General features: G+C 69.9%; 21 protein-coding genes. 13 read left to right on the top strand and 8 right to left on the bottom strand.

Annotation, left to right across the window (positions count from 1 at the left end; genetic code table 11):
* Window positions 1–11: 11 nt before the first annotated feature.
* From ACIQVL_RS35975 to ACIQVL_RS35955, 5 genes are all read right to left on the bottom strand, one after another.
* Window positions 12–1,055: an ABC transporter ATP-binding protein gene (locus ACIQVL_RS35975; RefSeq protein ID WP_403477415.1), complete on the bottom strand. Its 1,044-nt coding sequence runs from the start codon at window positions 1,053–1,055 to the stop codon at window positions 12–14.
* Between the two features lie 26 nt (window positions 1,056–1,081).
* The gene (locus ACIQVL_RS35970; protein ID WP_403477414.1) at window positions 1,082–2,122 is read right to left on the bottom strand and encodes an ABC transporter ATP-binding protein; all 1,041 of its coding nucleotides are present in this window, start codon (window positions 2,120–2,122) and stop codon (window positions 1,082–1,084) included.
* A gap of 46 nt (window positions 2,123–2,168) precedes the next feature.
* On the bottom strand, window positions 2,169–3,149 hold the full coding sequence (locus ACIQVL_RS35965; protein WP_403477413.1) for an ABC transporter permease: 981 nt from the start codon (window positions 3,147–3,149) through the stop codon (window positions 2,169–2,171).
* A 95-nt stretch (window positions 3,150–3,244) separates the two neighbouring features.
* Entirely contained in the window at window positions 3,245–5,002 is a 1,758-nt protein-coding gene (locus ACIQVL_RS35960) for an ABC transporter substrate-binding protein (RefSeq protein WP_403477412.1), read from the bottom strand.
* A gap of 84 nt (window positions 5,003–5,086) precedes the next feature.
* Window positions 5,087–6,115: an ABC transporter permease gene (locus tag ACIQVL_RS35955; protein WP_403440966.1), complete on the bottom strand. Its 1,029-nt coding sequence runs from the start codon at window positions 6,113–6,115 to the stop codon at window positions 5,087–5,089.
* Window positions 6,116–6,638: 523 nt separating this feature from the next.
* On the opposite strand from ACIQVL_RS35955, the gene ACIQVL_RS35950 reads away from it, so the two are divergent.
* Genes ACIQVL_RS35950 through ACIQVL_RS35930 form a run of 5 tightly spaced genes read left to right on the top strand, consistent with a single transcriptional unit; the run spans window position 6,639 to window position 12,210 of the window.
* Entirely contained in the window at window positions 6,639–8,270 is a 1,632-nt protein-coding gene (locus ACIQVL_RS35950; protein WP_403477411.1) for an ABC transporter substrate-binding protein, read from the top strand.
* A 6-nt stretch (window positions 8,271–8,276) separates the two neighbouring features.
* Window positions 8,277–9,200, top strand: a complete 924-nt coding sequence (locus ACIQVL_RS35945) for an ABC transporter permease (RefSeq protein WP_362595550.1) — start codon at window positions 8,277–8,279, stop codon at window positions 9,198–9,200.
* Window positions 9,193–10,173, top strand: coding sequence for an ABC transporter permease (locus ACIQVL_RS35940; RefSeq protein WP_403477410.1), 981 nt, complete (start codon window positions 9,193–9,195; stop codon window positions 10,171–10,173). Before ACIQVL_RS35945 ends, ACIQVL_RS35940 begins: the two co-directional genes overlap by 8 nt.
* An 8-nt stretch (window positions 10,174–10,181) precedes the next feature.
* Window positions 10,182–11,156, top strand: a complete 975-nt coding sequence (locus ACIQVL_RS35935) for an ABC transporter ATP-binding protein (RefSeq protein WP_403440955.1) — start codon at window positions 10,182–10,184, stop codon at window positions 11,154–11,156.
* Window positions 11,149–12,210, top strand: coding sequence for an ABC transporter ATP-binding protein (locus ACIQVL_RS35930; RefSeq protein WP_403477409.1), 1,062 nt, complete (start codon window positions 11,149–11,151; stop codon window positions 12,208–12,210). Before ACIQVL_RS35935 ends, ACIQVL_RS35930 begins: the two co-directional genes overlap by 8 nt.
* Window positions 12,211–12,411: 201 nt before the next feature.
* Here the strand turns inward: ACIQVL_RS35930 and ACIQVL_RS35925 are convergent, their stop codons facing one another.
* Window positions 12,412–14,532 carry a prolyl oligopeptidase family serine peptidase gene (locus tag ACIQVL_RS35925; protein WP_403477408.1) on the bottom strand — a complete coding sequence of 707 codons (2,121 nt, stop codon included), beginning with the start codon at window positions 14,530–14,532 and terminating at the stop codon, window positions 12,412–12,414.
* 190 nt (window positions 14,533–14,722) lie between these two features.
* Here ACIQVL_RS35925 and ACIQVL_RS35920 point away from each other — a divergent pair, with 190 nt between their 5' ends.
* From ACIQVL_RS35920 to ACIQVL_RS35885, 8 genes are all read left to right on the top strand, one after another.
* Entirely contained in the window at window positions 14,723–14,917 is a 195-nt protein-coding gene (locus tag ACIQVL_RS35920) for a hypothetical protein (protein WP_089098958.1), read from the top strand.
* A 71-nt stretch (window positions 14,918–14,988) separates the two neighbouring features.
* Window positions 14,989–15,855: an N-acetyl-1-D-myo-inositol-2-amino-2-deoxy-alpha-D-glucopyranoside deacetylase gene (mshB, locus tag ACIQVL_RS35915; RefSeq protein WP_403477407.1), complete on the top strand. Its 867-nt coding sequence runs from the start codon at window positions 14,989–14,991 to the stop codon at window positions 15,853–15,855.
* Complete coding sequence (locus ACIQVL_RS35910; protein WP_403440944.1) at window positions 15,852–16,268, top strand: DUF6113 family protein; 417 nt, start codon at window positions 15,852–15,854, stop codon at window positions 16,266–16,268. The genes mshB and ACIQVL_RS35910 overlap by 4 nt, the downstream gene beginning before the upstream one ends.
* A gap of 156 nt (window positions 16,269–16,424) precedes the next feature.
* Complete coding sequence (locus ACIQVL_RS35905; RefSeq protein WP_403477406.1) at window positions 16,425–18,770, top strand: hypothetical protein; 2,346 nt, start codon at window positions 16,425–16,427, stop codon at window positions 18,768–18,770.
* A gap of 135 nt (window positions 18,771–18,905) precedes the next feature.
* On the top strand, window positions 18,906–19,850 hold the full coding sequence (locus ACIQVL_RS35900; protein WP_403440938.1) for an ABC transporter ATP-binding protein: 945 nt from the start codon (window positions 18,906–18,908) through the stop codon (window positions 19,848–19,850).
* Window positions 19,847–20,587, top strand: a complete 741-nt coding sequence (locus ACIQVL_RS35895) for an ABC transporter permease (RefSeq protein ID WP_403440935.1) — start codon at window positions 19,847–19,849, stop codon at window positions 20,585–20,587. Before ACIQVL_RS35900 ends, ACIQVL_RS35895 begins: the two co-directional genes overlap by 4 nt.
* 5 nt (window positions 20,588–20,592) lie before the next feature.
* Window positions 20,593–21,792 carry a sensor histidine kinase gene (locus tag ACIQVL_RS35890; RefSeq protein WP_403441214.1) on the top strand — a complete coding sequence of 400 codons (1,200 nt, stop codon included), beginning with the start codon at window positions 20,593–20,595 and terminating at the stop codon, window positions 21,790–21,792.
* Window positions 21,789–22,403 carry a response regulator transcription factor gene (locus ACIQVL_RS35885; RefSeq protein ID WP_403477405.1) on the top strand — a complete coding sequence of 205 codons (615 nt, stop codon included), beginning with the start codon at window positions 21,789–21,791 and terminating at the stop codon, window positions 22,401–22,403. The genes ACIQVL_RS35890 and ACIQVL_RS35885 overlap by 4 nt, the downstream gene beginning before the upstream one ends.
* A 274-nt stretch (window positions 22,404–22,677) precedes the next feature.
* Here the strand turns inward: ACIQVL_RS35885 and ACIQVL_RS35880 are convergent, their stop codons facing one another.
* Window positions 22,678–23,541: a transglutaminase-like domain-containing protein gene (locus ACIQVL_RS35880; RefSeq protein ID WP_403440929.1), complete on the bottom strand. Its 864-nt coding sequence runs from the start codon at window positions 23,539–23,541 to the stop codon at window positions 22,678–22,680.
* Between the two features lie 50 nt (window positions 23,542–23,591).
* Window positions 23,592–24,602 carry a GNAT family N-acetyltransferase gene (locus ACIQVL_RS35875; protein ID WP_403477404.1) on the bottom strand — a complete coding sequence of 337 codons (1,011 nt, stop codon included), beginning with the start codon at window positions 24,600–24,602 and terminating at the stop codon, window positions 23,592–23,594.
* Window positions 24,603–24,653: the final 51 nt, after the last annotated feature.

Raw genomic sequence — 24,653 nt, 5'->3', positions numbered from 1 at the left:
AAAGGGGTGTGTCAGGCCGCTGCCTCGGGGTCCTTGGAGAGACGCGGGGCGGGAATCGTGTCCTGCGCCTCAGGATAGTGGCACGCGGTGAGGTGGCCGGGCTTGTTGCCGTCGGCCTGGACCAGCGGCGGAGCCTCCGTGGCGCACTTGTCCGTCGCCTTCCAGCAGCGGGTGCGGAAGCGGCAGCCGGACGGCGGGTTGATCGGGGACGGGACGTCACCGACCAGGCGGATCCGCTCGCGCGGCTCCACGTCCACCGTCGCCTCGGGAACGGCGGACAGCAGGGCCCGCGTGTAGGGGTGGCGCGGGTTGTTGTACAGGTCGTCGCGGTCGGCGATCTCCACGATCTTGCCGAGGTACATGACCGCGACGCGCTGCGAGAAGTGCCGCACGATCGCGAGGTCGTGGGCGATGAAGACGAAGGCGATGCCCAGTTCCTGCTGGACCTTCTGGAGGAGGTTGACGACCTGGGCCTGGATGGAGACGTCCAGGGCGGAGACCGGTTCGTCGGCGACGATCAGCTTCGGTTCCAGGGCCAGGGCGCGGGCCACGCCGATGCGCTGGCGCTGGCCGCCGGAGAACTCGTGCGGGAAGCGGTTGAAGTGCTCCGGGTTCAGGCCGACGATCTCCAGGAGTTCGCGGACCCGGGCCTCGCGGCCGCCCGCCGGGTTGATGTCGTTGATCTCCATCGGACCGGCGACGATCTTGCCGACCGTCTGGCGGGGGTTCAGCGAGGCGTACGGGTCCTGGAAGATCATCTGGATCTCGGACCGGATCGGCGCCAGCTGCCGGCGGTTGGCGTGCGTGATGTCCTGGCCGCGGTAGGTGATCTTGCCGCCGGTCGGCTCCAGCAGGCGGGTGATGAGGCGGCCGGTCGTGGACTTGCCGCAGCCGGACTCGCCGACCAGGCCCAGGCTCTCGCCCTCGGCGACCTGGAAGTCGAGGCCGTCCACCGCCTGCACCGCGCCGACCGTCCGCCGGATGGGGAAACCACCCTTGATCGGGAAGTGTTTGGCCAGCCCGGAGACGTCCAGGAGGGGGTTGGTGTTGCTCATGGTCGTGAAGTCCCGTCTCGTGTCCGTCAGTTGTGGCCGGCGATGGCCGCGTAGTCGGCGAAGAGTTCGTCTCGCTGGCTCAGTTCCAGGTGGCAGGCGGAGCCCCGGCCCTCGATCAGTTCGAGCGGCGGCTGCACGCTGGAGCACTTGCCGCCCGCGACCTTCTCCACGAACGCGCAGCGCGGGTGGAAGCGGCAGCCGGACGGCGGGTTGAGCAGCGACGGCGGGGAGCCGGGAATCGGCGACAACGGCACATCGACCGGCCCGTCCAGAGCCGGCATGGAGTTGAGCAGGCCCAGCGTGTACGGGTGCTGCGGATTGCCCAGCACCTGCTTCTTGGTCCCCCGCTCCACGCACCGGCCGCCGTACATCACCAGGACGTCGTCGGCGATGTCGGCGATGACTCCGAGGTCGTGGGTGATGAAGATGATCGCCGTGCCGAACTCCTGCTGGAGGTCCTTGAGCAGGTCCATGATCTGCGCCTGGACCGTCACGTCGAGCGCGGTGGTCGGCTCGTCGGCGATCAGCAGCTCGGGGTCGCAGACCAGGGCCATCGCGATCATCGCGCGCTGGCGCATACCGCCGGAGAACTGGTGCGGGTAGTCGTCGACCCGGACGTCCGGCTGCGGGATCCCGACCCGCTTCAGCATCTCGATCGCCCGCGCCCGCGCCTCTTTCTTGGAGGCACCGGTGTGCTTGCGGTACACCTCGGAGATCTGGGCGCCGATGGTGTGGTACGGCGACAGCGAGGCCAGCGCGTCCTGGAAGATCATCGACATCTTGTTGCCGCGGAGCTTCTCCAGCTCCCGCTCGGACGCCGAGAGGAGTTCCTGGCCGTCGAGCAGGATCTCGCCGTCGATCTGGGTGCGGGCGGGGTCGTGCAGGCCCAGGATCGTCAGGTTGGTCACTGACTTGCCGGAGCCCGACTCACCGACGATGCCGAGTGTCTGGCCCTTGGCGATGTCGAAGCTGAGCCCGTCGACGGCCTTGACGATGCCGTCCTCGGTGGAGAAGTGGACCTTGAGGTCCTTGACGGAGAGGAACGGCTGCTGATCGGTGCTCGTCACGGGGACGCTCCTGGGGGGTGATGCGAGGTTGGGGGTGGGGCGGAGGTCAGGCGAGCCGGATCCGCGGGTCGATGAGGGCGTAGACGGCGTCCACGATGATGTTGAAGATCACGATCGCGCCGGCGGAAAGCAAGGTCACACCGAGCACCATGGGCAGGTCGCTCTGGTCCACGGACTTCAGTGCGAGCTGGCCCACGCCCTGGAGGCTGAAGACGGTTTCGGTGATGATCGCGCCGCCGATGAGCGTGGCGAGGTCGATGCCGAAGATCGTGACGATCGGACCCATCGCGCCGCGCCAGGCGAACCGGAAGAAGACGTTCCGACGGGAGAGGCCCTTGGCCCGGGCCGTGCGGACGTAGTCCTCGCTCAGCGTCTCGACCAGCTGGGAGCGCGTCATACGGGTGTAGTTGGCGGTCCAGATCAGGGCCAGCACCAGCCATGGCAGCAGGAGACCGGAGGCCCACTCGACCGGGTTCTGGGTGAGGGGGGTGTACGACGGGTTGTCCAGGATGCCGAGCTTCGCGACGAAGAAGTACATCGCGATGTAGCCGACGAAGTAGATCTGCATCGATGAGGCGACCAGCGACGCCGAGCTGGCGACCTTGTCCTGCCACTTGCCCTGCTTGACGGCGGCGAGCATGCCGGCGCCGATACCGAAGACGAGGAAGACGGCGGCCGAGCCGAAGGCGAGCGACAGGGTCAGCGGGAGCCGGTCCATGATCGTGCCGAGGACGGGCTCGCGGTTGGCGAACGAGTAACCGAGGCACGGCGCGTTGCAGTTGCCGAAGTCGCCGTAGCTGCGCCCGACGAAGATGCCCTTGAGCCAGTACCAGTACTGCACCGGAACGGGGTGGTCGATGCCCAGGTTGTGCCGGACCTGCTTGAGCATGTCGGGCGTGCAGTTCTTGCCGCAGGACATTGTGGCGGGGTCACGCGGGATGGCGTAGAAGAGCCAGAAGGTGACGGCGCTGATGATCAGGAGGATGACCAGCGCGCCGAAGACTCGGCGGACAAGGAAGCGGAACATGGGGCGTGACTTTCCGGACGGGGCGCCGTCGCCGGGGGTGAGGGGGGCCGGAGGGGGCGGCCAGGTCGTGGCCGCCCCCGGAGGGTCTTTCGCGCTTACTTCTTGACGTACAGCTTGCAGAGCGCGACGCAGGTGTTACCGGCGTCGTAGACGACGTTGCCGACCTTGGATCCGTACATCCAGTTACGGATGGAGTGGTAGTCCGGAACGACCGGCGCCAGCTCCATGATCTGCTTGTCGATGGCGCCCCAGGCCTTGTTGGCCTCGTCCACGTCGGCGATCTTGGCAGCCGCGTCGATCGCCTTGTTCACACTCGGGTCGTTCAGCTGGGCGTAGTTGCTGCGGCCGTCGCCGATGTTCTTGCCGCTCCAGCAGGGGAAGAAGACGGAGTAGCCGTTCGGCCAGTCCGGGCTCCAGCCGGCCGCGAACAGGTCGTAGCCGTTGTCGATCTTGCCGATCTGGGTGTAGAAGGTCGTCTTGTCGACCTGCTGGTTGACGACCTGGAAGCCGGCCGCCTCCAGAGCGTTCTTGATGGCCACGGCCTGCTTCACCGCGTTGTCCGACTGCTGGTAGGCGATGACCAGCTTCTGGCCGACCTTGCCGGCCTCCTTCAGCAGCGCCTTGGCCTTGACCGGGTCACCGCCGGGCTTGGTGGTCACGCCGTACAGGTCGAACTTTTCGTAGCCGGGGGTCACCGGGCTGAGGATGGTGCTGGCCAGCTCGCTGGTGGAGGCACCACCGCGGATGGTCTGCAGCTGCTGGTGCGGCCACGCCCAGTTGATCGCCTGGCGGACCTTCAGGTCCTTGATCCGGGTCATGTTGATCGGCCAGTAGTAGGTGACCGTGTCGACCTGGGTCAGGACACGCTTCTTCAGCGAGGCGTTGGTGAGGACCTGCGCGGTGCGCTCGGCCGCCACCTCGTTGAAGATCGACATCGCGTACTGGTCGTTGCCCTTGTCCGCGATGTAGCGGTCGGTGGAGGCAACCGGCTGGAAGCCGAACTGGAAGATGTACTTGTCCGGGTACGCGTTGCGGATCGAGTCCGTGGCGGCGTCCCAGTGCTCGTTGCGCACGTAGGTCATCGACTTGCCGATGCTGCGGCTGTCGATCTTGTAGGGGCCAAGGGAGTACGGACGCTTGTCGTACTTCTCCTTGGTGTCCTTCTTCTTGTTGACAAGACCGTAGCCGGGCATGCCCAGCGTGTAGTTGAAGTCGGTGCGGGCCTCGGTGAGCGTGAACGTGATCGTCTTGCCGGAGATCTCGATCGAGGAGAGGCTCTTGCCGTCGTAGGGGCCCTTGTACTTGTCGCCACCGACCAGCCACTGCTGGACGTAGCGCGGACCCTCGGTGACGAACGAGGCGAAGAGGCGCTCGAAGGTGTGGCGGACGTCGTCCATGGAGAGGTCGGTGCCGTCCTCCCACTTGATGCCGTCCTTGATCGTGAACGACCAGGTCTTGCCGCCGTCCTTCATGGTGCCGGCGTCGGTCGCCACGTCGCCGACGAGCGTGGCGCCACCCTTGTCGTCGACCTTGTAACCGGTCAGACCACGCAGGATCGGGCGGGTGATGGCGCCCTCGGTGGAGACGTAGATCTGCGCCGGGTCCAGGTGGTCCATGTCGAACTGGTCGAGCGAGTAGACCGTGCCGCCCTTGACCGCGCCCGTGACCTCGGGCGCCGGGCCCGTGGAGTCCGCCTTGGTGCCGACCGGGATGTTCATGGTCTTCGCGTCGGAGACGGACGGGACCTTGGACGAGCCCTTGCTGTCGTCACCGCTGCTGCACGCGCTCAGCACGGTCGTGGACGCCGCGGCCACACCGGTGGCGATCAGGAAGTTTCTGCGAGAAAAGGACATGCTGAGCCTGCCTATAGGGGTCAATTCGGATGGTCGGAACCAGCCGGACGTCATCGAACCGGGCCGGATGGTGCAGGGAGAGCGCTACCGCTTGGACTTCGGGTCGAGCGCGTCGCGCACGGAGTCGCCGAGCAGGTTGAAGGCGAGGACGAAGACCACCATGGAGATGCCCGGGAAGAGCATGAAGGTGATGTCCTCGGTGTAGAACTGTGCACCGCGACCGATCATCACGCCCCAGTCGGGGGTGGGGTCGATCATGCCCACGCCGAGGAAGGCCAGACCCGCTTCCGCAGTCACGTAGGCGGGCAGGAGCAGCGTGGACTGGATGATGATCGGAGTCCACAGGTTGGGCAGCAGTTCCTTGAACACGACGCGCATCGGTGACGCGCCCGTGACCTTCGCTGCCTCGACGAACTCCCGCTCGCGCAGGCCGAGGACCTGGCCACGCAGCAGTCGGGCGATGGAGGCCCAGCCGAAGGCGGAAAGGACGAGGATCAACGCGGTGGCGCGCAGCCAGGTCGGGATGTTGTCGTCGGGGGCGACGAAGAATCCGAAGACGACAGGCATGAACGCGATGAAGAACAGCGTGGACGGGAACGACAGCAGGATGTCGATGATCCGGCCGACGAGGTAGTCCGTCTTGCCGCCCAGGTAGCCGGCTGTGACACCGATCACGACGCCGAGGACCGTGGTGAGCAATGCGGCGGCTGTCGCGATGCCGAGCGAGTTGCGGATGGCGTACAGCAGGAACGTGAAGACGTCCCGGCCGAGCTGGGGTTCGATGCCGAACCAGAACTCCGAGCTCATACCTCCGTTGGGCCCTGCGGGGTACGAGAAGGCGTTGAGCAGCTCGGGGTGCTGGGTGGTGTAGGTGGTGTACGGGTTCTTCCCGTACAGCTTCGCGATGAGCGGTGCTCCGGCGCCGATCACGAAGAAGAAGATCACGACGTAAGCGGATATAACGCCCGTACGGTCGCGCTTGAAGCGCTTCCAGGCCAGGCGGCCCGGCGACCTGCTCTCGGTGCCCTTCGAACCGTCCGAAGTGGTCGACTTCTTCTCGGTCTCGTCGGTCACCTCAAGCGGGGCAGCCGTTGATGGAGTTGGGGGGGTCATGGTGCTCCTGGCCCAAGGGAGGGTCTGATGACTCCGCAGGGCACGCTCCCCTACGGGCTACGCCGGACTTTTTCAACGCAATTCATTCAAGGTCAATAAATTCTGGGTCGGCTTGGGTTTCTCTTTACCTTTTTTACCTGGGCTTGACCGTTCCGTAGCTACGCGGGTAGCGCCTCGTAATCGCACCGTGCTTTAGTTCGGACTAATTGCACAAAACGGTCAATGAGTTCGTTATGCGGACGCGAGGGTGCCGAAATGCGTACATCAGTGGGTCGCAATCCAACGTTTCGGCATCGTTGTACGGAGATCCATTGCGCCGCCGTCGCAAGATCCTCAAGAGGGCCCCGGAGGGGCGTCTGCAATCGGGTGACGTGTCCCCCTAAAGGTCGGCATGGGGTCTTCGGGGACCCTCCGTTCGGGGCAGTGGGTGAGCGATATCGACCTGTTCGGTCGATATTGACCGATAGCGGGTCATCTGTGGATCCGCCGGTCCACCGATCACCCTTCACGGAGGAGGCACGCCATGCGTTCAGCCACGCACGCCCGAGGGGCGGCCTGCGCGGTCCTGGTGGCGCTCGCCGCCACGGCCTGCGGGGGCGGCGGCGGCAGCGGGGGCGGCGGAGGCGAGAGCGGCGTGCTCAGCTCCTCCTGGGGCGACCCGCAGAACCCCCTGGAGCCGGCCAACACCAACGAGGTCCAGGGCGGCAAGGTCCTGGACATGATCTTCCGGGGTCTGAAGAAGTACGACCCGAAGACCGGCAAGGCCGAGGACATGCTCGCCCAGAAGATCGACACGAGCGACTCGCAGAACTTCACGGTCACACTCAAGGACGGCTGGACGTTCAGCAACGGCGAGAAGGTGACCGCCAAGTCGTTCGTCGACGCCTGGAACTACGGGGCGAGCCTCAAGAACAACCAGAAGAACGCCTACTTCTTCGGCTACATCCAGGGCTACGACAAGGTCCACCCGGCCGGCGGCTCACAGAGCGCCGACACGCTCTCCGGACTGAAGGTCGTCGACGACAAGACGTTCACGGTCGCGCTCAACCAGAAGTTCTCCAGCTTCCCCGACACCCTCGGCTACGCGGCCTTCGCCCCGCTGCCGCAGACCTTCTTCACCGACCACGCCGGCTGGCTGGCACAACCGGTCGGCGACGGGCCGTACCGCATCGAGTCCTACACCAAGGGCTCGCAGATGTCCCTCAAGAAGTGGGACGGCTATCCCGGCGCCGACAAGGCGCAGAACGCCGGGGTCACCCTCAAGGTCTACACGGACAGCGACACCGCCTACACCGACCTCATCGCCGGCAACCTCGACCTCGTCGACGACGTTCCCGCGTCGCAGCTGAAGAACGTCAAGAGCGATCTCGGCGACCGCTACATCAACACGCCGGCCGGCATCATCCAGACGCTCGCCTTCCCCTACTACGACAGCGCCTGGAACAGGAGCGGGGCGGAGAAGGTCCGCACCGGCCTCTCCATGGCGATCAACCGGAAGCAGATCACCGACACCATCTTCCAGAACACCCGAACCCCGGCCACCGACTGGACCTCGCCGGTGCTCGGCGCGGACGGCGGCTTCAAGGAAGGGCTGTGCGGGAGCGCCTGCGACTACGACCCGGCCCAGGCCAAGAAGCTCATCCAGGAGGGCGGGGGGCTGCCCGGCGGCCAGCTCAAGATCACGTACAACGCCGACACCGGCTCGCACAGGATGTGGGTGGACGCCGTGTGCAACTCCATCAACAACGCACTCGGCAACGACAAGGCGTGCGTCGGGAATCCGGTGGGCACTTTCGCCGACTTCCGGAACCAGATCGGGCAGCACAAGATGACCGGTCCGTTCCGCGCGGGCTGGCAGATGGACTACCCGCTCATCCAGAACTTCCTCCAGCCGCTCTACTACACCAACGCCTCCTCCAACGACGGCAAGTGGTCCAACAAGGACTTCGACAAGCTCGTCGACCAGGCCAACGCCGAGACCGACACCGCCAAGGCCGTGTCCACCTTCCAGCAGGCCGAGGGGGTCGTCCGCGACAACATGGCCGCCATTCCGCTCTGGTACCAGAACGGCAGCGCCGGCTACTCCGAGCGGCTGTCGAACGTCGCCCTCAACCCGTTCAGCGTCCCCGTCTACAACGAGATCAAGGTCAGCTGAACCGGCATGGGACGCTACGTCGTCCGGCGGCTGCTCCAGATGATCCCGGTGTTCGTCGGGGCCACGCTGCTGATCTTCCTCATGGTCAACGTCATGGGCGACCCGATCGCCGGGCTGTGCGGTGAGCGCGCCTGCGACCCGGCGACGGCCGCCCAGCTGAAGAAGGAGTTCGGACTCGACAAGCCGGTGTGGCAGCAATACCTCACCTACATGGGGAACGTCTTCACCGGCGACTTTGGTACGGCGTTCAACGGGCAGCCGGTCACCGAGCTGATGTCCACCGCGTTCCCCGTCACCATCCGGCTGACGATCGTGGCCATCGTCCTGGAGATCGTCATCGGCATCACGCTGGGCGTGGTGACCGGACTGCGGCGCGGACGCCCCGTCGACACCGGAGTGCTGCTGGCCACCCTGGTCGTCATCTCCGTACCGACCTTCGTCACCGGTCTGCTGCTCCAGCTGCTGCTGGGCGTGGAGTGGGGATGGATCAAACCCTCCGTCTCCCCGGAGGCCACCTTCGGCGAGCTGATCGTGCCGGGACTGGTGCTCGCCTCCGTGTCGCTCGCCTATGTCACCCGGCTGACCCGCACCTCCATCGCCGAGAACAAGCGGAGCGACTACGTCCGTACGGCCGTCGCCAAAGGGCTGCCCCGCCGCCGAGTCGTCACCAGGCACCTGCTGCGCAACTCGCTCATCCCCGTCGTCACCTTCATCGGCACCGACATCGGCGCGCTGATGGGCGGCGCGATCGTCACCGAGCGGATCTTCAACATCCACGGCGTCGGCTACCAGCTCTACCAGGGCATCCTGCGGCAGAACACCCAGACGGTGGTGGGGTTCGTGACCGTGCTGGTCCTGGTGTTCCTGGTGGCCAACCTCCTGGTGGACCTGCTCTACGCCGTACTCGACCCGAGGATCCGCTATGCCTGAGCAGCCGTTCGAGCAGGACCGGGCGATCGCGGGGACCGGGGCGGGCGGGGCGATGGACCTGGCGGCGAGCGAGGCGCAGACGCTGGAGCGGACACCGGGCGGGCCGCTCGGCACCGGCCCGGCCGCCAAGCCCCGCTCCCTGTGGTCCGATGCGTGGCGGGACCTGCGGCGCAACCCCGTCTTCATCGTCTCCGCCCTCGTCATCCTCTTCCTCGTCGTCATCTCCCTGTGGCCGTCCCTGATCGCCTCCGGCTCGCCCCTCAAGTGCGACCTCGCCCTGGCCCAGGAGGGCTCCCGGCCGGGCGCCCCGTTCGGCTACGACGGACAGGGCTGCAACGTCTACACGCGGACCGTGTACGGCGCCCGTACGTCCGTCACGGTGGGCGTCTGCGCCACGCTCGGGGTCGCGCTGCTCGGGTCGGTGCTCGGCGGGCTCGCCGGGTTCTTCGGCGGGGTCTGGGACTCGGTGCTGTCCCGGATCACCGACGTCTTCTTCGCGATCCCGGTCGTCCTCGGCGGTCTCGTCCTCCTCTCGGTGGTGACGAGCAATACGGTCTGGCCGGTCATCGGGTTCATGGTGCTGCTCGGCTGGCCCCAGATCTCCCGGATCGCCCGCGGCTCGGTGATCACCGTCAAGCAGAACGACTACGTCCAGGCCGCCCGCGCCCTCGGCGCCTCCAACTCCCGGATCCTGCTGCGGCACATCGCACCCAACGCGGTGGCCCCCGTGATCGTCGTCGCGACCATCGCCCTCGGCACCTACATCGCCCTGGAGGCGACCCTGTCGTACCTCGGCGTCGGTCTGAAGCCGCCCAGCGTCTCCTGGGGCATCGACATCTCCGCCGCCTCGCCCTACATCCGCAACGCCCCGCACGCGCTGCTGTGGCCCTCCGGGGCCCTCGCGCTCACCGTCCTGGCCTTCATCATGCTCGGCGACGCGGTGCGCGACGCCCTCGACCCGAAGCTGAGGTGAGCGTCGCCGTGCTGCTCGAAGTGCGTGACCTGCACGTGGAGTTCCGGACGCGAGACGGGGTCGCGAAGGCGGTCAACGGCGTCTCGTACGCCGTCGACGAGGGGGAGACGCTGGCCGTGCTGGGCGAGTCGGGATCCGGGAAGTCGGTGACCGCCCAGGCCGTGATGGGAATCCTGGACGTGCCGCCGGGTCGGATCGGCGGGGGCGAGATCCTCTTCCGGGGCCGCGACCTGCTGAAGCTGAAGGAGGAGGAAAGGCGGAAGGTCCGGGGCGCCGAGATGGCGATGATCTTCCAGGACGCGCTGTCGGCGCTCAACCCGGTGCTGAGCGTGGGCGACCAGCTGGGCGAGATGTTCGTCGTGCACCGGGGGATGTCCAGGAAGGACGCGCGGGCCAGGGCCGTGGAGCTGATGGACCGGGTGCGGATCCCGGGCGCCGCCCAGCGGGTGCGGGACTATCCGCACCAGTTCTCCGGGGGCATGCGCCAGCGCATCATGATCGCCATGGCGCTGGCCCTGGAACCGGCGCTCGTCATCGCCGACGAACCCACCACCGCCCTGGACGTCACCGTCCAGGCCCAGGTCATGGACCTGCTCGCGGAGTTGCAGCGCGAGTACCGCATGGGACTGATCCTCATCACCCACGACCTGGGCGTGGTCGCGGACGTCGCCGACCGGATCGCCGTGATGTACGCGGGGCGGATCGTCGAGTCGGCGCCGGTGCACGACATCTACAAGGCGCCGGCCCACCCCTACACGCGCGGGCTGCTCGACTCCATCCCGCGCCTCGACCAGAAGGGCCAGGAGCTCTACGCCATCAAGGGCCTGCCGCCCAACCTGATGGACATCCCTCCGGGGTGCGCCTTCAACCCGCGCTGCCCGATGGCCCAGGACGTGTGCCGCACCGACGAGCCGCCGCTGTACCAGGTGGATCAACACCGGGGCAGCGCCTGCCACTTCTGGAGGGAGTGCCTCAATGGTTGAGAGGGTGGTTGAGCCGATCCTGGAAGTGAGTGGACTGGTCAAGTACTACCCCTTGACCCAAGGCATCTTGATCAAGAAGCAGATCGGTGCCGTCAAGGCCGTTGACGGTGTTGACTTCACGCTCAACAAAGGAGAGACGCTCGGCATCGTCGGGGAGTCCGGCTGCGGCAAGTCGACGGTCGCCAAGATGCTCGTCAACCTAGAGCGGCCGACGGCGGGGTCGATCAAGTACAAGGGCGACGACATCACCAGGTTGAGCGGGCGGGCGCTCAAAGCCGTCCGCCGCAACATCCAGATGGTCTTCCAGGACCCGTACACCTCGCTCAACCCCAGGATGACCGTCGGCGACATCATCGGGGAGCCCTACGAGATCCATCCGGAGGCGGCCCCCAAGGGCGACCGGCGCAGGCGGGTCCAGGAGCTGCTGGACGTCGTGGGGCTCAACCCCGAGTACATCAACCGCTATCCGCACCAGTTCTCCGGCGGCCAGCGGCAGCGCATCGGCATCGCGCGCGGGCTGGCGCTGCGGCCCGAGGTGATCGTCGCCGACGAGCCGGTGTCCGCGCTCGACGTCTCCGTGCAGGCCCAGGTGATCAACCTGCTCGACCGGCTGCAGAACGACTTCGACCTGTCGTACGTCTTCATCGCCCACGACCTGTCGATCGTGCGGCACATCTCGGACCGGGTCGGGGTGATGTACCTCGGGCGGATCGTGGAGATCGGCAAGGACGAGGAGATCTACGACCATCCGACCCACCCCTACACCCAGGCCCTGCTCTCCGCGGTGCCGGTACCGGACCCGGAGGCGCGGGAGCACCGGGAGCGGATCATCCTGAGCGGGGACGTGCCGTCGCCGACGGACATTCCGTCGGGGTGCCGGTTCCGCACGCGGTGCTGGAAGGCGGAGGAGCGGTGCGCGGTGGAGGTGCCGTTGCTTGCGGTGCCCGCGGTCTTCCGGCTCGCGTCGGGGCCGGCGGCGCATGACTCCGCCTGCCACTTCGCGGAGGAGAAGCAGGTCGTGCCGCCGGACGATCTTGGTAACGGGGGTGCATAACGGGGCGTATGCGGGTCAATCGCGTTAACACGCAGGCAACTTCGCCGACCCGGTCTCGATATACGGACGGGCCACTCTAATGAGCGTACGGCCGTGCGGGTGCCGTAAACGGGCCGGAGCGCGCCATGTCGCTCCGGCCCGTTGCCGTGTGCGGGTGCGTGGGGGCTGGTCGCGCAGTTCCCCGCGCCCCTTTGGGGCGCGTTACGCCAGGCCCAGTGACCTCTTCAGGAAGTCCAGCTGGAGCAGCAGCAGGTTCTCCGCCACCTGTTCCTGCGGGGTCATGTGCGTGACGCCCGACAGGGGCAGGACCTCGTGCGGGCGGCCCGCGGCCAGCAGGGCCGAGGACAACCGCAGCGAGTGGGCCACTACCACGTTGTCGTCGGCGAGACCGTGGATGATCATCATGGGCCGGTGCGGTTCGGCGGCCTCGGTCAGTCCGTCGTCGTCGATCACCGAGTTGCGGCGGTAGACCTCCGGCTGTTCGCCGGGGTGGCCGAGGTAGCGCTCCTGGTAGTGGGTGTCGTACAGGCGCAGGTCGGTCACCGGGGCGCCGACCACCGCCGCGTGGAAGACGTCCGGGCGGCGCAGGGCCGCGAGGGCGGCGAGGTAGCCGCCGAAGGACCAGCCGCGGATCGCCACCCTGGTCAGGTCGAGGGGGAAGTCGGCGGCGAGCGCCTGGAGGGCGTCGACCTGGTCCTGGAGGACGGTCGCCGCGACCTCGTCCTTGATGGACTTCTCCCAGGCGGGAGAGCGGCCCGGGGTGCCCCGGCCGTCGGCGACGATCACCGCGAAGCCCTGGTCGGCGAACCACTGGGAGGTCAGGTGGGCGTTGTGCGCGGCGACCACCCGCTGGCCGTGCGGACCCCCGTACGGGTCCAGCAAAACCGGAAGGGGAGTGTCCCCGTGGTAGTCCCGTGGCATAAGCACGGCGCACGGAATTCGGCGTGCGCCCCCCTCGGTGAGCGTCACGCGCGGGGACAAACCGGGGCCTTCGGCGTATGAGGTGACGGTCGACAGGTGCTTTCCGTCATGCAGCACCTGGACGCGGGTGCCGGGGCTGTCGGGAGTGGCGGAGACCAGTACGGTCACGCCCCCGGCGCGCACGGCCGTGTGCACGCCGGGTTCTTGCGACATGCGCTCCACGCCGAGTTCGTTGACGCGGTAGACGTGTACCTCGCCGATCTCGGGGGACTCGGCCTCCTCGCCCGCGGACGCCGAAACCAGCACGTCGTCGGCGGTCACGTCGAGCACCGCACGGATGTGCAACTGGGGTCCCGTGAGCGGGCGTTCACCCACCGCGAGCACGCGGGCGCCACCCTCGTCGGCGATCCGGACCAGCTGTCCGGAGGGGCTCCAGCAGGGCACTCCACCGAACAGTTCAAGCCATGTTGGATCTTCGTCCGCGTGCACCATCCGGGTCGCCCCCGACACCGGGTCCACGGCCAGGAACAGCTGGCTGCGCTGGTCGCGCGCCTGTACGAGCAGCAGCGGGGCACCCGCCTCTGACCAGTGCACATGCGCCACGTACGGATAGCGTGCCCGGTCCCAGGAGATCTCCGTGCGCGACCCGTCGAGGCCGTGGACGAACAGGTGTACGTCGGCGTTCGGGGTGCCCGCCGCCGGGTAGGCGACATGATGTGGCTCACGCTCCGGATGGGCGGGGTCGGCGATCCACCACCGCTGCACCGGCGTGTCGTCCACGCGCGCCACGAGCAGCCGGTCGGACTGCGGCGACCACCAGAAGCCGCGCGAACGCCCCATCTCCTCGGCCGCGATGAACTCGGCCAATCCGTAGGTGACCTGTTCCGACTCCGGCTCGGCGAGCGCCCGGTCGCCCTCGCCCTCGGCGCCGACCACGCGCAGGGCGCCCGCCGCGACGTACGCGACATGGCGTCCGTCGGGGGACGGGCGCGGGTCGATCACCGGCCCGGGGACGCTGAGTTCGCGTGCCGTACCGGCCCTGAGCTCGGCCGTGAAAAGCCGTCCTGACAAGGCGAAAGACGCCAACTCCACAGCCGAGTCGGTGGCGTAGCCGACGATGCCGGCACCGCCCTCCCGGCTGCGTTCGCGCCGGGCCCGCTCCTGGGGCGAGAGGTGCTCCTCGGCACCGCCGAGCAGGGTGCGCGGGTCGGCCGCGAGGTGCTCCTCGCCGCTCGGTACGTCAAGGACCCAGAGGGAGTTGGCGCGGTCGGTGCCGGAGCCGGAGCGCAGAAACGCCACGCGGGAGCCGTCGGGGGCCACGGTGAACGCGCGCGGCGCGCCGAGCGTGAAACGCTGGGTGCGGGCGTGCCGGCGGGGGAATGAGACAGCCTCGGTCGTCATCCCCCGACCATATTGGCCATGCGCCCCCTTGTGCGGCCGTGCGCCGAGCGATGCGCGAGCACGCATAGTTATGATCACTACCGCTGGGTGGGTATGAACCTGCTGGCGTGCGCATGGAATTGCTGTACCGATCTACAACCCCCATAGTCCGAACCCCCCGCGTCCCTGGGATCTTTGGAGGTGAGCCGCCGTGGCACTCTCGATTTCGGCGGTGGTGCTGCTGGCGATCATCGTCTTCTTGTTGATCAAGAAGTCGGGTCTGAAGGGCGGTCATGCCGTGGTGTGCATGCTGCTCGGGTTCTATCTCGCCTCCTCGACCATCGCACCGACGATCAGCGATCTGACGACGAACGTCGCCAGCATGATCGGCAGCATCAAGTTCTGACCCCGGCCACTTCTCGCATCGGTCGACCCGGGCTGCGCGGCACTGTCGGTGTCGTTTCGTAGGGTGGGCACATGACGGAACTGCCCTCCCGGCGTCTGTTGCTCGTGCACGCGCACCCGGACGACGAGTCGATCAACAACGGCGCCACCATGGCCCGCTATGCGGCCCAAGGTGCCCATGTGACGCTGGTCACCTGCACCCTGGGCGAGGGTGGCGAGGTCATCCCGCCCGGGCTGCGGCATCTCACCGGTCCCGCGCTGGGCGAGTACCGGCTCGGCGAGCTGACCGCGGCCATGCGCGAGGTCGGCGTGGCCGACGTCCGGCTGCTCGGCGGTCCCGGCCGCTACCGCGACTCCGGCATGATGGGCGTGCCCGACAACGACGCGCCCGACTGCTTCTGGCAGGCCGACATCGACGAGGCCGCCGGACACCTGGCCGAGGTCGTCCTGGCGACCCGCCCCCAGGTCCTCGTCACGTACGACGACAACGGCGGGTACGGCCACCCGGACCACATCCAGGCCCACCGCGTCGCCATGAGGGCCGTCGAGCTGGCCGCCGAGGCCGGGCACCGCATCCCCAAGGTCTACTGGAACCGCGTCCCGCGCACGGTCGCCGACGCCGCCTTCGCCAGGCTCCGGGACGACCTGCCGGAGCTGCCCTTCGCCAAGTCCGCCGCCGTCGACGACGTACCCGGTGTGGTCGACGACCGCCGGGTCACCACCGAGATCGACGGCACCCCGTACGCCGCCGCGAAGGCCGCCGCGATGGCCGCCCACGCCACCCAGGTCGAGGTGGCACCGCACGGCGCCCGCTACTTCGCGCTCTCCAACGAGCTGGCGCAGCCGTTGTTCACCACGGAGTTCTACGAATTGGTGGGCGGGGAGCCGGGCGCGGCGCGCGAGACCGATCTCTTCGCCGGCCTCGGGGAGGCGTCATGAGTTCCGGCGGACGCGGGTCGATGCTGGCGCAGCCGTTGCAGGCGCCCTCCGCGGGGCGGGTCGCGGCCCTCGTCGGGCTGGTCGTGCTCGGGGCCGTGGTCGGCGCCGCGGGCGCCCTCGTCCAGGCCGGCTGGTTCCCGGGCGGACTGCTGCTCGCCCTGGCCGGCGCCGCGGGGCTCTTCCTCGGCGGGGCCCGCGCCCTGGCGAGCCGATCGGGAGCCGTCGCACCGGCGTTCGGCTGGGTCGTCGCCGTCATCTTCCTCACCGCCAGCAGACCGGAGGGCGACTTCCTGTTCGGCGCGGGAGGCGGCTCGTACCTCTTCCTGCTCGGCGGCATGGCGCTGGCTGTGATCTGCGCCACAATAGGTTTGGGGCGGCAACCCGAAGCGGGCGACGCCCGACTTGGCAAGTGACGTACCACTTCGCCGTGGGGCGCCCGTGGGAGTCCGGTGTGGGTTTCCCCAGCGGTCATGGGATAAGCGTCAGAAGTGGCCAGTATGGTGGTGCGCGCCGCCGAGCCGTCCCAGCGAGGTCGTCACGGGCGGTGGAGCCAACCGGGAGAACCTGCCTTGAGTCGTGAAACTGACACTCCGTCCTCCGGGCCCGACGGGCGCGGTGGATCCGCATACCCCTCGGGCACGCCGCCGTACGGGACCCCCATGGCTTCCGACGACGGCACGGACGCGGCCCGTTCGGCCGCGCAGCCGGAGGAGCGCAAGACCGAGACCACGCTGACGACCCGGATCCGGATCAACATCCCCGGTTCCCGGCCGATTCCGCCCGTGGTCGTCCGTACCCCTGTCGCGGACGTCGAGGGCGGCACGGCCGTCGTGGGCGGCAAGGGCGGCACGGGCGAGGAGACGGGCTCCCACGCGCGGCCGTCGGGCGCCGCCACGCCCACCGGCAACGCCGAGCCGCCCGCCGCCGAGCCGGCGCCCGCGCCCACCACCGACTGGTTCGCGCCACGCAAGTCCGGCCCCGCCAAGGGCGGACAGCGCGCCGGCGCCGCCAATGGGGCGGGTACACCCGGCGGTTCGCCCGCTGCCTCGCCGAACACTGCGGGTGCGGCGCGTCCGAACGGCGGCGGCGCCCCCCGCTCCGGCGCCGCGAACGGCGGCCGCCCCGGCGGTGTCGTCGGCTCCATGAGCGTGCCGGGTGCGTCCCGGCCCGGCGGGACCAACGGCGCGGGGCTCCCCGCGGGCGCGACCGGCGGCCCGGTGGCCCCCGGCCACGGCGGCGGCACCGGCTCCTTCGACGTCACCGAGGCGCTCGCCGCGGGCCCGCTCGGCGGCGCCCGGGGCGGCGCGCCGGGCGGTGACGCCCGCCGCGACGACCTGCCGTACTTCTCCGACAACGGCAGCCCGAACGGCGCCCAGGGCGGCCCCGGCGTGCCCGGCGGCGGCCCGGCCGGTCCCGGCGGCCCCAGCGGCTTCAGCGGTCCCGGCGGTCCCGGCGGCCTCGGCGGCCCGCAGGGCCCGGCAGGCCCCACCGGCGGCCCGGTCACCGGCGACGGCCCGTTCGTCCCGCCGGTCAACGGCGGCGAGCCCTTCGGCGCCCCGAACGGTCTCGCGGGCCCCGGCGGCGGTCCCGCCGGCCCCGGCGGTCCCCGCGGCGCCCAGCCCCGGCCCGGCGCCCAGCCCCGGCCCGGCGCCCAGCCCCGGCCCGGCGCGCGCACCGCCCCCGCCGGTCCCGGACTCGCGGTCCCCGGTGGCGGCCTGAGCGACGACACCGCGATCCTCACCCCGCAGAAGCCCGCCCCCGAGCCGGGCATGCCCGGCTACGGCACCCCGCCGGCCAACGTCTCCGGACATACCGTCACCAGCGGCGTCCCGGTCGTGCCGCCGGGCGCCAACTCCCCGTTCGCGCCGGGCGCCCCCGGCACCGGGCCGCAGCCGCACACGCCCCCGAAGCTGCCCGAGCCGGTCTCGCCGCCCCCGGCCGAGGCCAAGAGCAAGGGCAAGGCGAAGGCAAAGAAGAAGCGCGGCAAGCTGCCGCTGCTCGGCGGCGTCGTGGTGGTCGCCGGCCTCGGCGTCTACGGCGCCGGGCTGCTCATGAACCACTCCGACGTGCCCAAGGGCACCACCGTGCTCGGCGTCGACATCGGCGGCGGCACCCGCGACGACGCGGTCAAGAAGCTAGACGACGCGTTCGGCAAGAATGTGAACAAGCCGCTGAAGCTGTCCGTCGCCGGCAAAACGGTCTCGCTGCCGCCGGACCAGGCGGGCCTGCAGTTCGACATCCAGAGCACCGTCGAGGCGGCCGCCAAGAGCGACTACAACCCGGTCTCCGTGATCGGCTCCCTGTTCGGCCAGAAGCGGGTCGTCGACCCCGACATGCCGGTCGACGAGGAGAAGCTCCAGGCCGCCCTCAAGGACCTCGGCGGCAGTTCGGGCTCGGTCACCGAGGGCACGATCAAGTTCACCTCCGGCAAGGCCGTCGCGGTCTACGGCAAGGCGGGCAAGGGCATCGACGCGGCCGGCTCCACGAAGGCGGTCGAGCAGGCGTACGAGCAGATGGTCGAGACCGGCAACGCCGCCGCGGTGGCCGTGCCGACGACCACCCAGCAGCCGACGATCACCAACGCCGAGGTCGACCGCGAGATGAAGGCGTTCGCGGAGCCGGCGATGTCGGCGTTTGTCACGGTGAAGACGGACACCGGCGTCCAGCTGCAGTTCAGCCCCCAGAACTCCCTGTGGAAGTTCCTCCGGGTCAAGGTCGTCGACGGCAAACTCGTCGACAGCCCTGACCTGAACGCGCTCAAGGGGCTGTACGGCAACACCTTCGACAGCGTCAAGATCACCCGCGCCACCGGCGGCAAGACGGCCGTCACCCCGCAGGACGTCTACGTCGCCCTGCGCCAGGCCCTGCTGAGCAAGACCAACCGGGTGGGCGTCATCGACACCAACCCCAGCTGACGCGTGACGAAGGGGCGCCCGGTGCTCACCGGGCGCCCCTTCGCGCATGTCGGGCGCCGCCCATGACATCTGTCATGCGGCTCTCCGGACGTCCGGCACTGCCCCCGGCCCCCGGCTCGCCGCCAGCATGGAGGCATGACAACGACAGCGGCGACGACGGCCACCGGAACCCCGGTGGTGGTCGGGTTCGACCAAGTGAGCAAGACCTACGGGAACGTGCGGGCCGTCGACGGGCTCTCGCTGCGGCTGCACCCGGGGGAGACCGTGGCCCTGCTCGGGCCCAACGGCGCGGGCAAGTCGACCACGCTCGACCTGCTGCTCGGCCTCAAGCAGGCCGACGCCGGCAAGGTCAGCGTGTTCGGCCTGAGCCCGCGCGAGGCCATCGTCGCCGGACGCGTGGGCGCGATGCTGCAGAGCGGCGGCCTGATGGACGAGGTCACGGTCGCCGAACTCGTCCGGCTCGCCTGCCAGCTGCACCCCAAGCCCTACAAGGTCACCGACGTCCTCGCCCGCGCGGGCATCTCGCAGATCGCCGACCGCAAGGTCAACAAGCTCTCCGGCGGCCAGTCGCAGCGCGTCCGCTTCGCCCTCGCCACCGCGGGTGACAGCGACCTGATCGTCCTGGACGAGCCCACCACCGGCATGGACGTCTCCGCCCGCCAGGCGTTCTGGGCCACCATGCGCGAACAGGCCGACCAGGGCCGTACCGTCCTGTTCGCCACCCACTACCTCGAAGAGGCCGACGCCATCGCCGACCGGGTGCTGGTGCTGCACCGGGGCCGGCTGCTCGCCGACGGCACGGCCGCCGAGATCAAGGCCAAGGCGGGCGCCCGGCGGATCTCCTTCGACCTGGAGGGCGAGATCGACGAGGCCCCGCTGCGGGCGCTGCCCTTCCTCACCGCCGTCGACGTGAGCGGCCAGACCATCCGCATGCAGTCGTCCGACGCCGACGCCACCGTCCACGCCCTGTACGGCCTCGGTGTCTACCCCCGCAACCTCGAAGTCGCCGGGCTCGGCCTGGAGCAGGCCTTCGTCGCCATCACGGAGGCCGAAGAGGCCAAGGAGGCCACACAGTCGTGAACGCCCTGATCAAGCTGGAGCTCGCCCGCGCCCTGCGCAACCGCAAGTTCCTGTTCTTCTCGGTGATCTACCCCTCGATCATCTTCCTGCTGGTCGCCGGCCAGGGCGGCACCGGCGCGACCGTCGACAACTCCGGCCTGTCCGTCGCCGCCTACGTCATGGTCTCCATGGCCTCCTTCGGCGCCCTCACCGCCGTCCTGATGGGCAACAGCGAACGCATCGCCAAGGAGCGCGAGAGCGGCTGGGTACGGCAGCTGCGCCTGACCACCCTGCCCGGCCGCGGCTACGTGCTGGCCAAGACGGCGAGCGCGGCCGTGGTCAGCCTCCCCTCCATCGTGGTCGTCTTCCTGGTCGCCGCCTCCGTGAAGCACGTACGCCTCGACGCCTGGCAGTGGCTCGCCCTCACCGGTGCGATCTGGGCCGGCAGCCTGGTCTTCGCCGCGCTCGGTGTCGCCATCGGGTACCTGGCGAGCGGCGACGCGGTCCGCCCGATCACGATGATCACCTACTTCGGCCTGTCGATCCTCGGCGGCCTGTGGTGGCCCTCCTCCTCCTTCCCGACCTGGCTCCAGGACATCGCGAAGTGGCTGCCCACGCACGCGTACGCTGCACTGGGACGGGCCATCGAGCAGAGCCGGGCCCCGCACGCCCAGGACATCGCCATCCTCGTCGTCTTCTTCGCCCTCTTCGTCGGCGGCGCGGCCTGGCTGTACCGGAAGGACACGCTGAAGGCGTGAGCACGATGACGGAAGACCTGCGGTCCGAGGACGAGGCACGGGCGGACCGGCTGGTACGGATCGGCCGGCCGCCCCGCAGCCGGAGCGAGGCGATCCGCAAGCTGGTGTGGGTCCTGCCCTGGCTGGTCTTCCTGGCCTCCCCGGCGCAGGACCTGGCCTCCGGCCACCACACCACCGGGACCACGGCGGCCGGCTGGGCGGGCCTGACCGCCTTCGTCGGGATCTACCTGGCCATCGTCTTCCGCCAGATGGGCCGGCCCTTCCGCGGCTGGGTCGTCACCGCCGCGATCGCCGTGGAGGCGACGCTCGCGGTCACCCTGGCCTTCAGCCTCGGCGGCTCCTGGTTCGGCCTGTTCGTGTACGTCTCCGTGATGTGCGGGGTGACCTTCCCGCTGCGGATCGCCTACTGGACGATCCCGCTGACCACCGCCGCCATGATGCTGGCGGGCTGGTACGTCCACGACATGGACGAGGCCTGGGGCCTGTTCCTCGTGGTGCTCCTGGTCGGCTTCTCCATGACCGGCGTACGGCAACTCGTGGCCACCACGATCGAGTTGCGCAAGGCCCGCGCCACCGTCGCCCAACTCGCCGCGAACGAGGAACGGCTGCGGCTCGCCCGCGACCTGCACGACCTGCTGGGCCACTCGCTCTCCCTGATCACCCTGAAGAGCGAGCTGGCCGGCCGGATGCTCCCCGACCACCCCGACAAGGCGGCCCAGCAGGTCACCGACATCGAACAGGTCAGCCGCCAGGCCCTGGTGGACGTCCGCGAGGCGGTCACCGGCTACCGGCGGCCCCGGCTCGCCGCCGAACTGGCCGGCGCCCAGGTCGCCCTGACCGCCGCCGCGGTCACCGCCGATGTCCCGGCCGACCCCGACCTCACGGGCGTGCCCGAGGAGGGTGAGGCGGCCCTCGCGTGGGCGCTGCGCGAGGCGATCACCAACGTCGTACGGCACAGCGGCGCGAGTGCCTGCACGGTGGAGCTGCTGCGCCGCCAGACCCTGGACGGCCCGGTCCTCGAACTCGCCGTCGAGGACAACGGTTCGGGCGGTTCGGGCAAGGGCCCCGGCAACGGGCTCACCGGCCTCACCGAACGTCTGGAGAAGGCGGGCGGCACCCTGGAGGCAGGCCGTCTGAAGCGCGGGTTCCGGCTGGTCGCCCGGGTCCCGCTGGGCTCCGGCATGGCCGTAGGATCCGGTGCATGAGCAGCACGATCAAGGTCCTCCTCGCCGAGGACCAGTCGATGGTCCGCGAGGCGCTGGCCGCCCTGCTGGGCCTGGAGGACGACATCGAGGTCGTGGCCCAGGTCGCCCGCGGCGACGAGGTGCTGCCCACGGCCCGGCAGCACGACATCGACGTCGCCCTGCTCGACATCGAGATGCCGGGCTGCACGGGCATCGAGGCGGCGGCCCAGCTCAGCAGGGCGCTGCCGGCGGTGAAACTGGTCGTGCTCACCACCTTCGGCCGCCCCGGCTACCTCCGCAGCGCCATGGAGGCGGGCGCCGACGCGTTCCTCGTCAAGGACGCCCCCGCCGCCCAGCTCGCCGAAGCCGTCCGCAAGGTCCTCGCCGGTGAACGCGTCATCGACCCCACCCTCGCGGCAGCGGCCCTCGCCGGGGGCGCCAACCCCCTGACCGACCGCGAGCGCGAGGTCCTCCGCGCCGCCGCCGACGGCTCCACCAACGCGGAACTCGCAGCGGCGCTGCACCTCTCCCAGGGGACGGTACGGAACTATCTCTCGACCGCGATCCAGAAACTGGCGGTCCGCAACAGGGCGGAAGCGGTCCGCATCGCGCGGGAGAAGGGCTGGCTGTAGGCCGGTCCAGGGGATGCGGCCGGCTGGGCACCGCCGGACCACGCCGTCTCGGCCGATCACCGTTGCGTCGGATCAAAGAGACCGGCGGAGGGGAGTCGGCGGGGGAGTGGGGGTTGGCGAGTGGCGGCGGCGGTGACGTGTCGGCGCCGGCAGTACAGCTAACCAAGGGGCGCGGGGAACTGCGCGACCAGCCACAACGCACCCGCACGCGCCACACCACCCGCACCCGCACGCGCCACACGCACCCCTATGGTGAACACGCCCCAAACCCCCCTCAGTTGAGACGAGCCCGAGCCGCCCGCGCCTCCCCCCTCACCTTCTCCGCCGCCCCCTCGTCGACCACGTCGATCAACCCGGCGTACTTCTCCAACTCCTCGGCCCCGTCGACGAAGTCGCCCCGTTCCACCAGCAGCCGCGCCCGCTCGTACCGCAGCCGTGCCGGATGCGACGGCAGCAGCAGGGAGAGGTCGACCGACCACAGGCCGACGTCCGACCGTTCGGGGCGGGCCGCCGCCCACGCCCGTACGTTGTTCAGGATCCGCCGTACGACGTCCAGCGGATCGGCCGGCTCCAGCATCGCCGGTTCCAGCGGCACCCCCGCCGCCCCCACCACCAGCAGCTCCGCGTCCGCCCCGGTCAGCACCCGCCCCCCGTCGAACGGATCGGCCAGCACCTGCTCCTCCGCCGCCCCGAACCCGACCACGAAGTGCCCCGGCAGCGCGACCCCGTACACCGGCGCCCCGGCCCGCCGCGTGACCTCCAGCCACACCACGGACAGCAGGATCGGCAGCCCGCGCCGCCGCCGCAGCACCTCGTGCAGCAGCGAGGACTCCAGCCGCTGGTAGTCCCCGTCGGTGCCCCGGAAACCGAACCGTTCGCCCAGCACCCGCTGCGCCGCCGCGGCCCACGCGTGCGGCCCGCCCGGCCGGTACGGCAGCTGCCCCGCCAGCCGGTCCAGTTCCAGCTGCGCCGCGTCGATCCCGTCCTCGTCCAGCGAACCGTCGGCCGCCGCGCCCGTCAGCAGGCACAGCGCCGCCAGATCGGGCCGCTCGGACCGCGCCTCCTCGGCGAACCGCTGCCGTACCTCGGCGGCCCGGGCCGGCGACGGCGGACGGGGATGTGGCTGACCGGAAGCCATAGCTGATTCGTGCCCCTTCGGAATGATCGGTACCGCCTCGCCTCCCGGATTCAGGAGCCGTCCGCCCCCGGCGCCCGGTAGTGGTGGTACGCGTGGTGCGCCGCGAAGCCCAGCCGCCCGTACAGCGCCCGCGCCCCCGCGTTGTCCGTCTCCACCTGCAGCCAGGCCGCCGACGCGCCCTCCGCGAGCGCCCGGTGCGCGAGCGCCGCCATGACCTCGGTGGCCAGCCCCCGCCGCCGCAGCCCCGGATCCACCTCGACGGCGGCGAACCCGGCCCACCGGCCGTCCACCACCAGCCGCCCGATCGCCGCGGGCGCGCCTCCCCCCGCCCCCGGCACGGTCGCGAACCACACCGACGGCCCGCCCGCCAGCACCTTCAGCGCAACCTCGCTCACGCCCTTGCGCTGGTACCGCGCCAGCCACTCCTCGTCGGCCGCCCGGGAGAGGACCACCCCGGTTCCCTCCGCCCGGTCCGCCACCGGCGCCAGCCCCCCGGTCCACAGCTCGGCGCTGACCTCACGCAGCCACCCGCGCCGCTCCAGCTCCGCGCAGAGCAGCTCCTGGGTGCCCTCGGCGCCGGTCGCGGTCTGCACGTACGCGGGCAGCCCCCGCTCCTCGTACCACCGCCGTACGGCCGCCAGCGCCGCGTCCAGCGGCAGCCCGGGATCACCGAGCGGCAGCACGCTGTTCGCCCGCCGGGTGAACCCCGCGGCCGCCCGCAGCTCCCACTCGCCGAGCCGCTCGCTCTCCACCGGCCGCCAGCCGCGCGAGGCGACACGCGCGAGCTCCCCGTACGTGGCCGCGGGCCCCCTCCGGCGCGCCGGAGCGGCCGGCACCACCTTCGCCGCCACCAGCGCGGACTCCGGTATCCGGACGGTTTCCCCGTCCCTTCGTGTGATCGTCAGCATGCCGTCGTCGTCCCATGATGTGAGAACACCCACCGTGTCGGTGAACTTCTCCCCGGTGGCACCATTTCCGGCCAAACGGCGCACCGACACCCGTTTGCCCACGTCAGCAGCGGTGATACGGACCTCGAAGCGTCCTGCGGCAGAGATTTCCACTGGTCAGTTCACCCCTCCTGTTCGGATCATGCCCAGGAACGGAGATACTAG

Origin of the sequence: Streptomyces sp. NPDC090499 (genome assembly GCF_044769305.1) — a bacterium.
In the GTDB taxonomy this organism is placed as follows: Bacteria; Actinomycetota; Actinomycetes; order Streptomycetales; family Streptomycetaceae; genus Streptomyces.
This window is presented reverse-complemented; position numbering and strand designations above follow the sequence as displayed.

Coding starts and splice junctions, on each gene's coding strand:
- ACIQVL_RS35975 (WP_403477415.1), bottom strand. CDS start 1,055: ATGAGCAACACCAACCCCCTCCTGGACGTCTCCGGGCTGGCCAAACAC.
- ACIQVL_RS35965 (WP_403477413.1), bottom strand. CDS start 3,149: ATGTTCCGCTTCCTTGTCCGCCGAGTCTTCGGCGCGCTGGTCATCCTC.
- ACIQVL_RS35960 (WP_403477412.1), bottom strand. CDS start 5,002: ATGTCCTTTTCTCGCAGAAACTTCCTGATCGCCACCGGTGTGGCCGCG.
- ACIQVL_RS35955 (WP_403440966.1), bottom strand. CDS start 6,115: ATGACCCCCCCAACTCCATCAACGGCTGCCCCGCTTGAGGTGACCGAC.
- ACIQVL_RS35950 (WP_403477411.1), top strand. CDS start 6,639: ATGCGTTCAGCCACGCACGCCCGAGGGGCGGCCTGCGCGGTCCTGGTG.
- ACIQVL_RS35945 (WP_362595550.1), top strand. CDS start 8,277: ATGGGACGCTACGTCGTCCGGCGGCTGCTCCAGATGATCCCGGTGTTC.
- ACIQVL_RS35940 (WP_403477410.1), top strand. CDS start 9,193: ATGCCTGAGCAGCCGTTCGAGCAGGACCGGGCGATCGCGGGGACCGGG.
- ACIQVL_RS35930 (WP_403477409.1), top strand. CDS start 11,149: ATGGTTGAGAGGGTGGTTGAGCCGATCCTGGAAGTGAGTGGACTGGTC.
- ACIQVL_RS35925 (WP_403477408.1), bottom strand. CDS start 14,532: ATGACGACCGAGGCTGTCTCATTCCCCCGCCGGCACGCCCGCACCCAG.
- mshB (WP_403477407.1), top strand. CDS start 14,989: ATGACGGAACTGCCCTCCCGGCGTCTGTTGCTCGTGCACGCGCACCCG.
- ACIQVL_RS35910 (WP_403440944.1), top strand. CDS start 15,852: ATGAGTTCCGGCGGACGCGGGTCGATGCTGGCGCAGCCGTTGCAGGCG.
- ACIQVL_RS35900 (WP_403440938.1), top strand. CDS start 18,906: ATGACAACGACAGCGGCGACGACGGCCACCGGAACCCCGGTGGTGGTC.
- ACIQVL_RS35890 (WP_403441214.1), top strand. CDS start 20,593: ATGACGGAAGACCTGCGGTCCGAGGACGAGGCACGGGCGGACCGGCTG.
- ACIQVL_RS35885 (WP_403477405.1), top strand. CDS start 21,789: ATGAGCAGCACGATCAAGGTCCTCCTCGCCGAGGACCAGTCGATGGTC.
- ACIQVL_RS35880 (WP_403440929.1), bottom strand. CDS start 23,541: ATGGCTTCCGGTCAGCCACATCCCCGTCCGCCGTCGCCGGCCCGGGCC.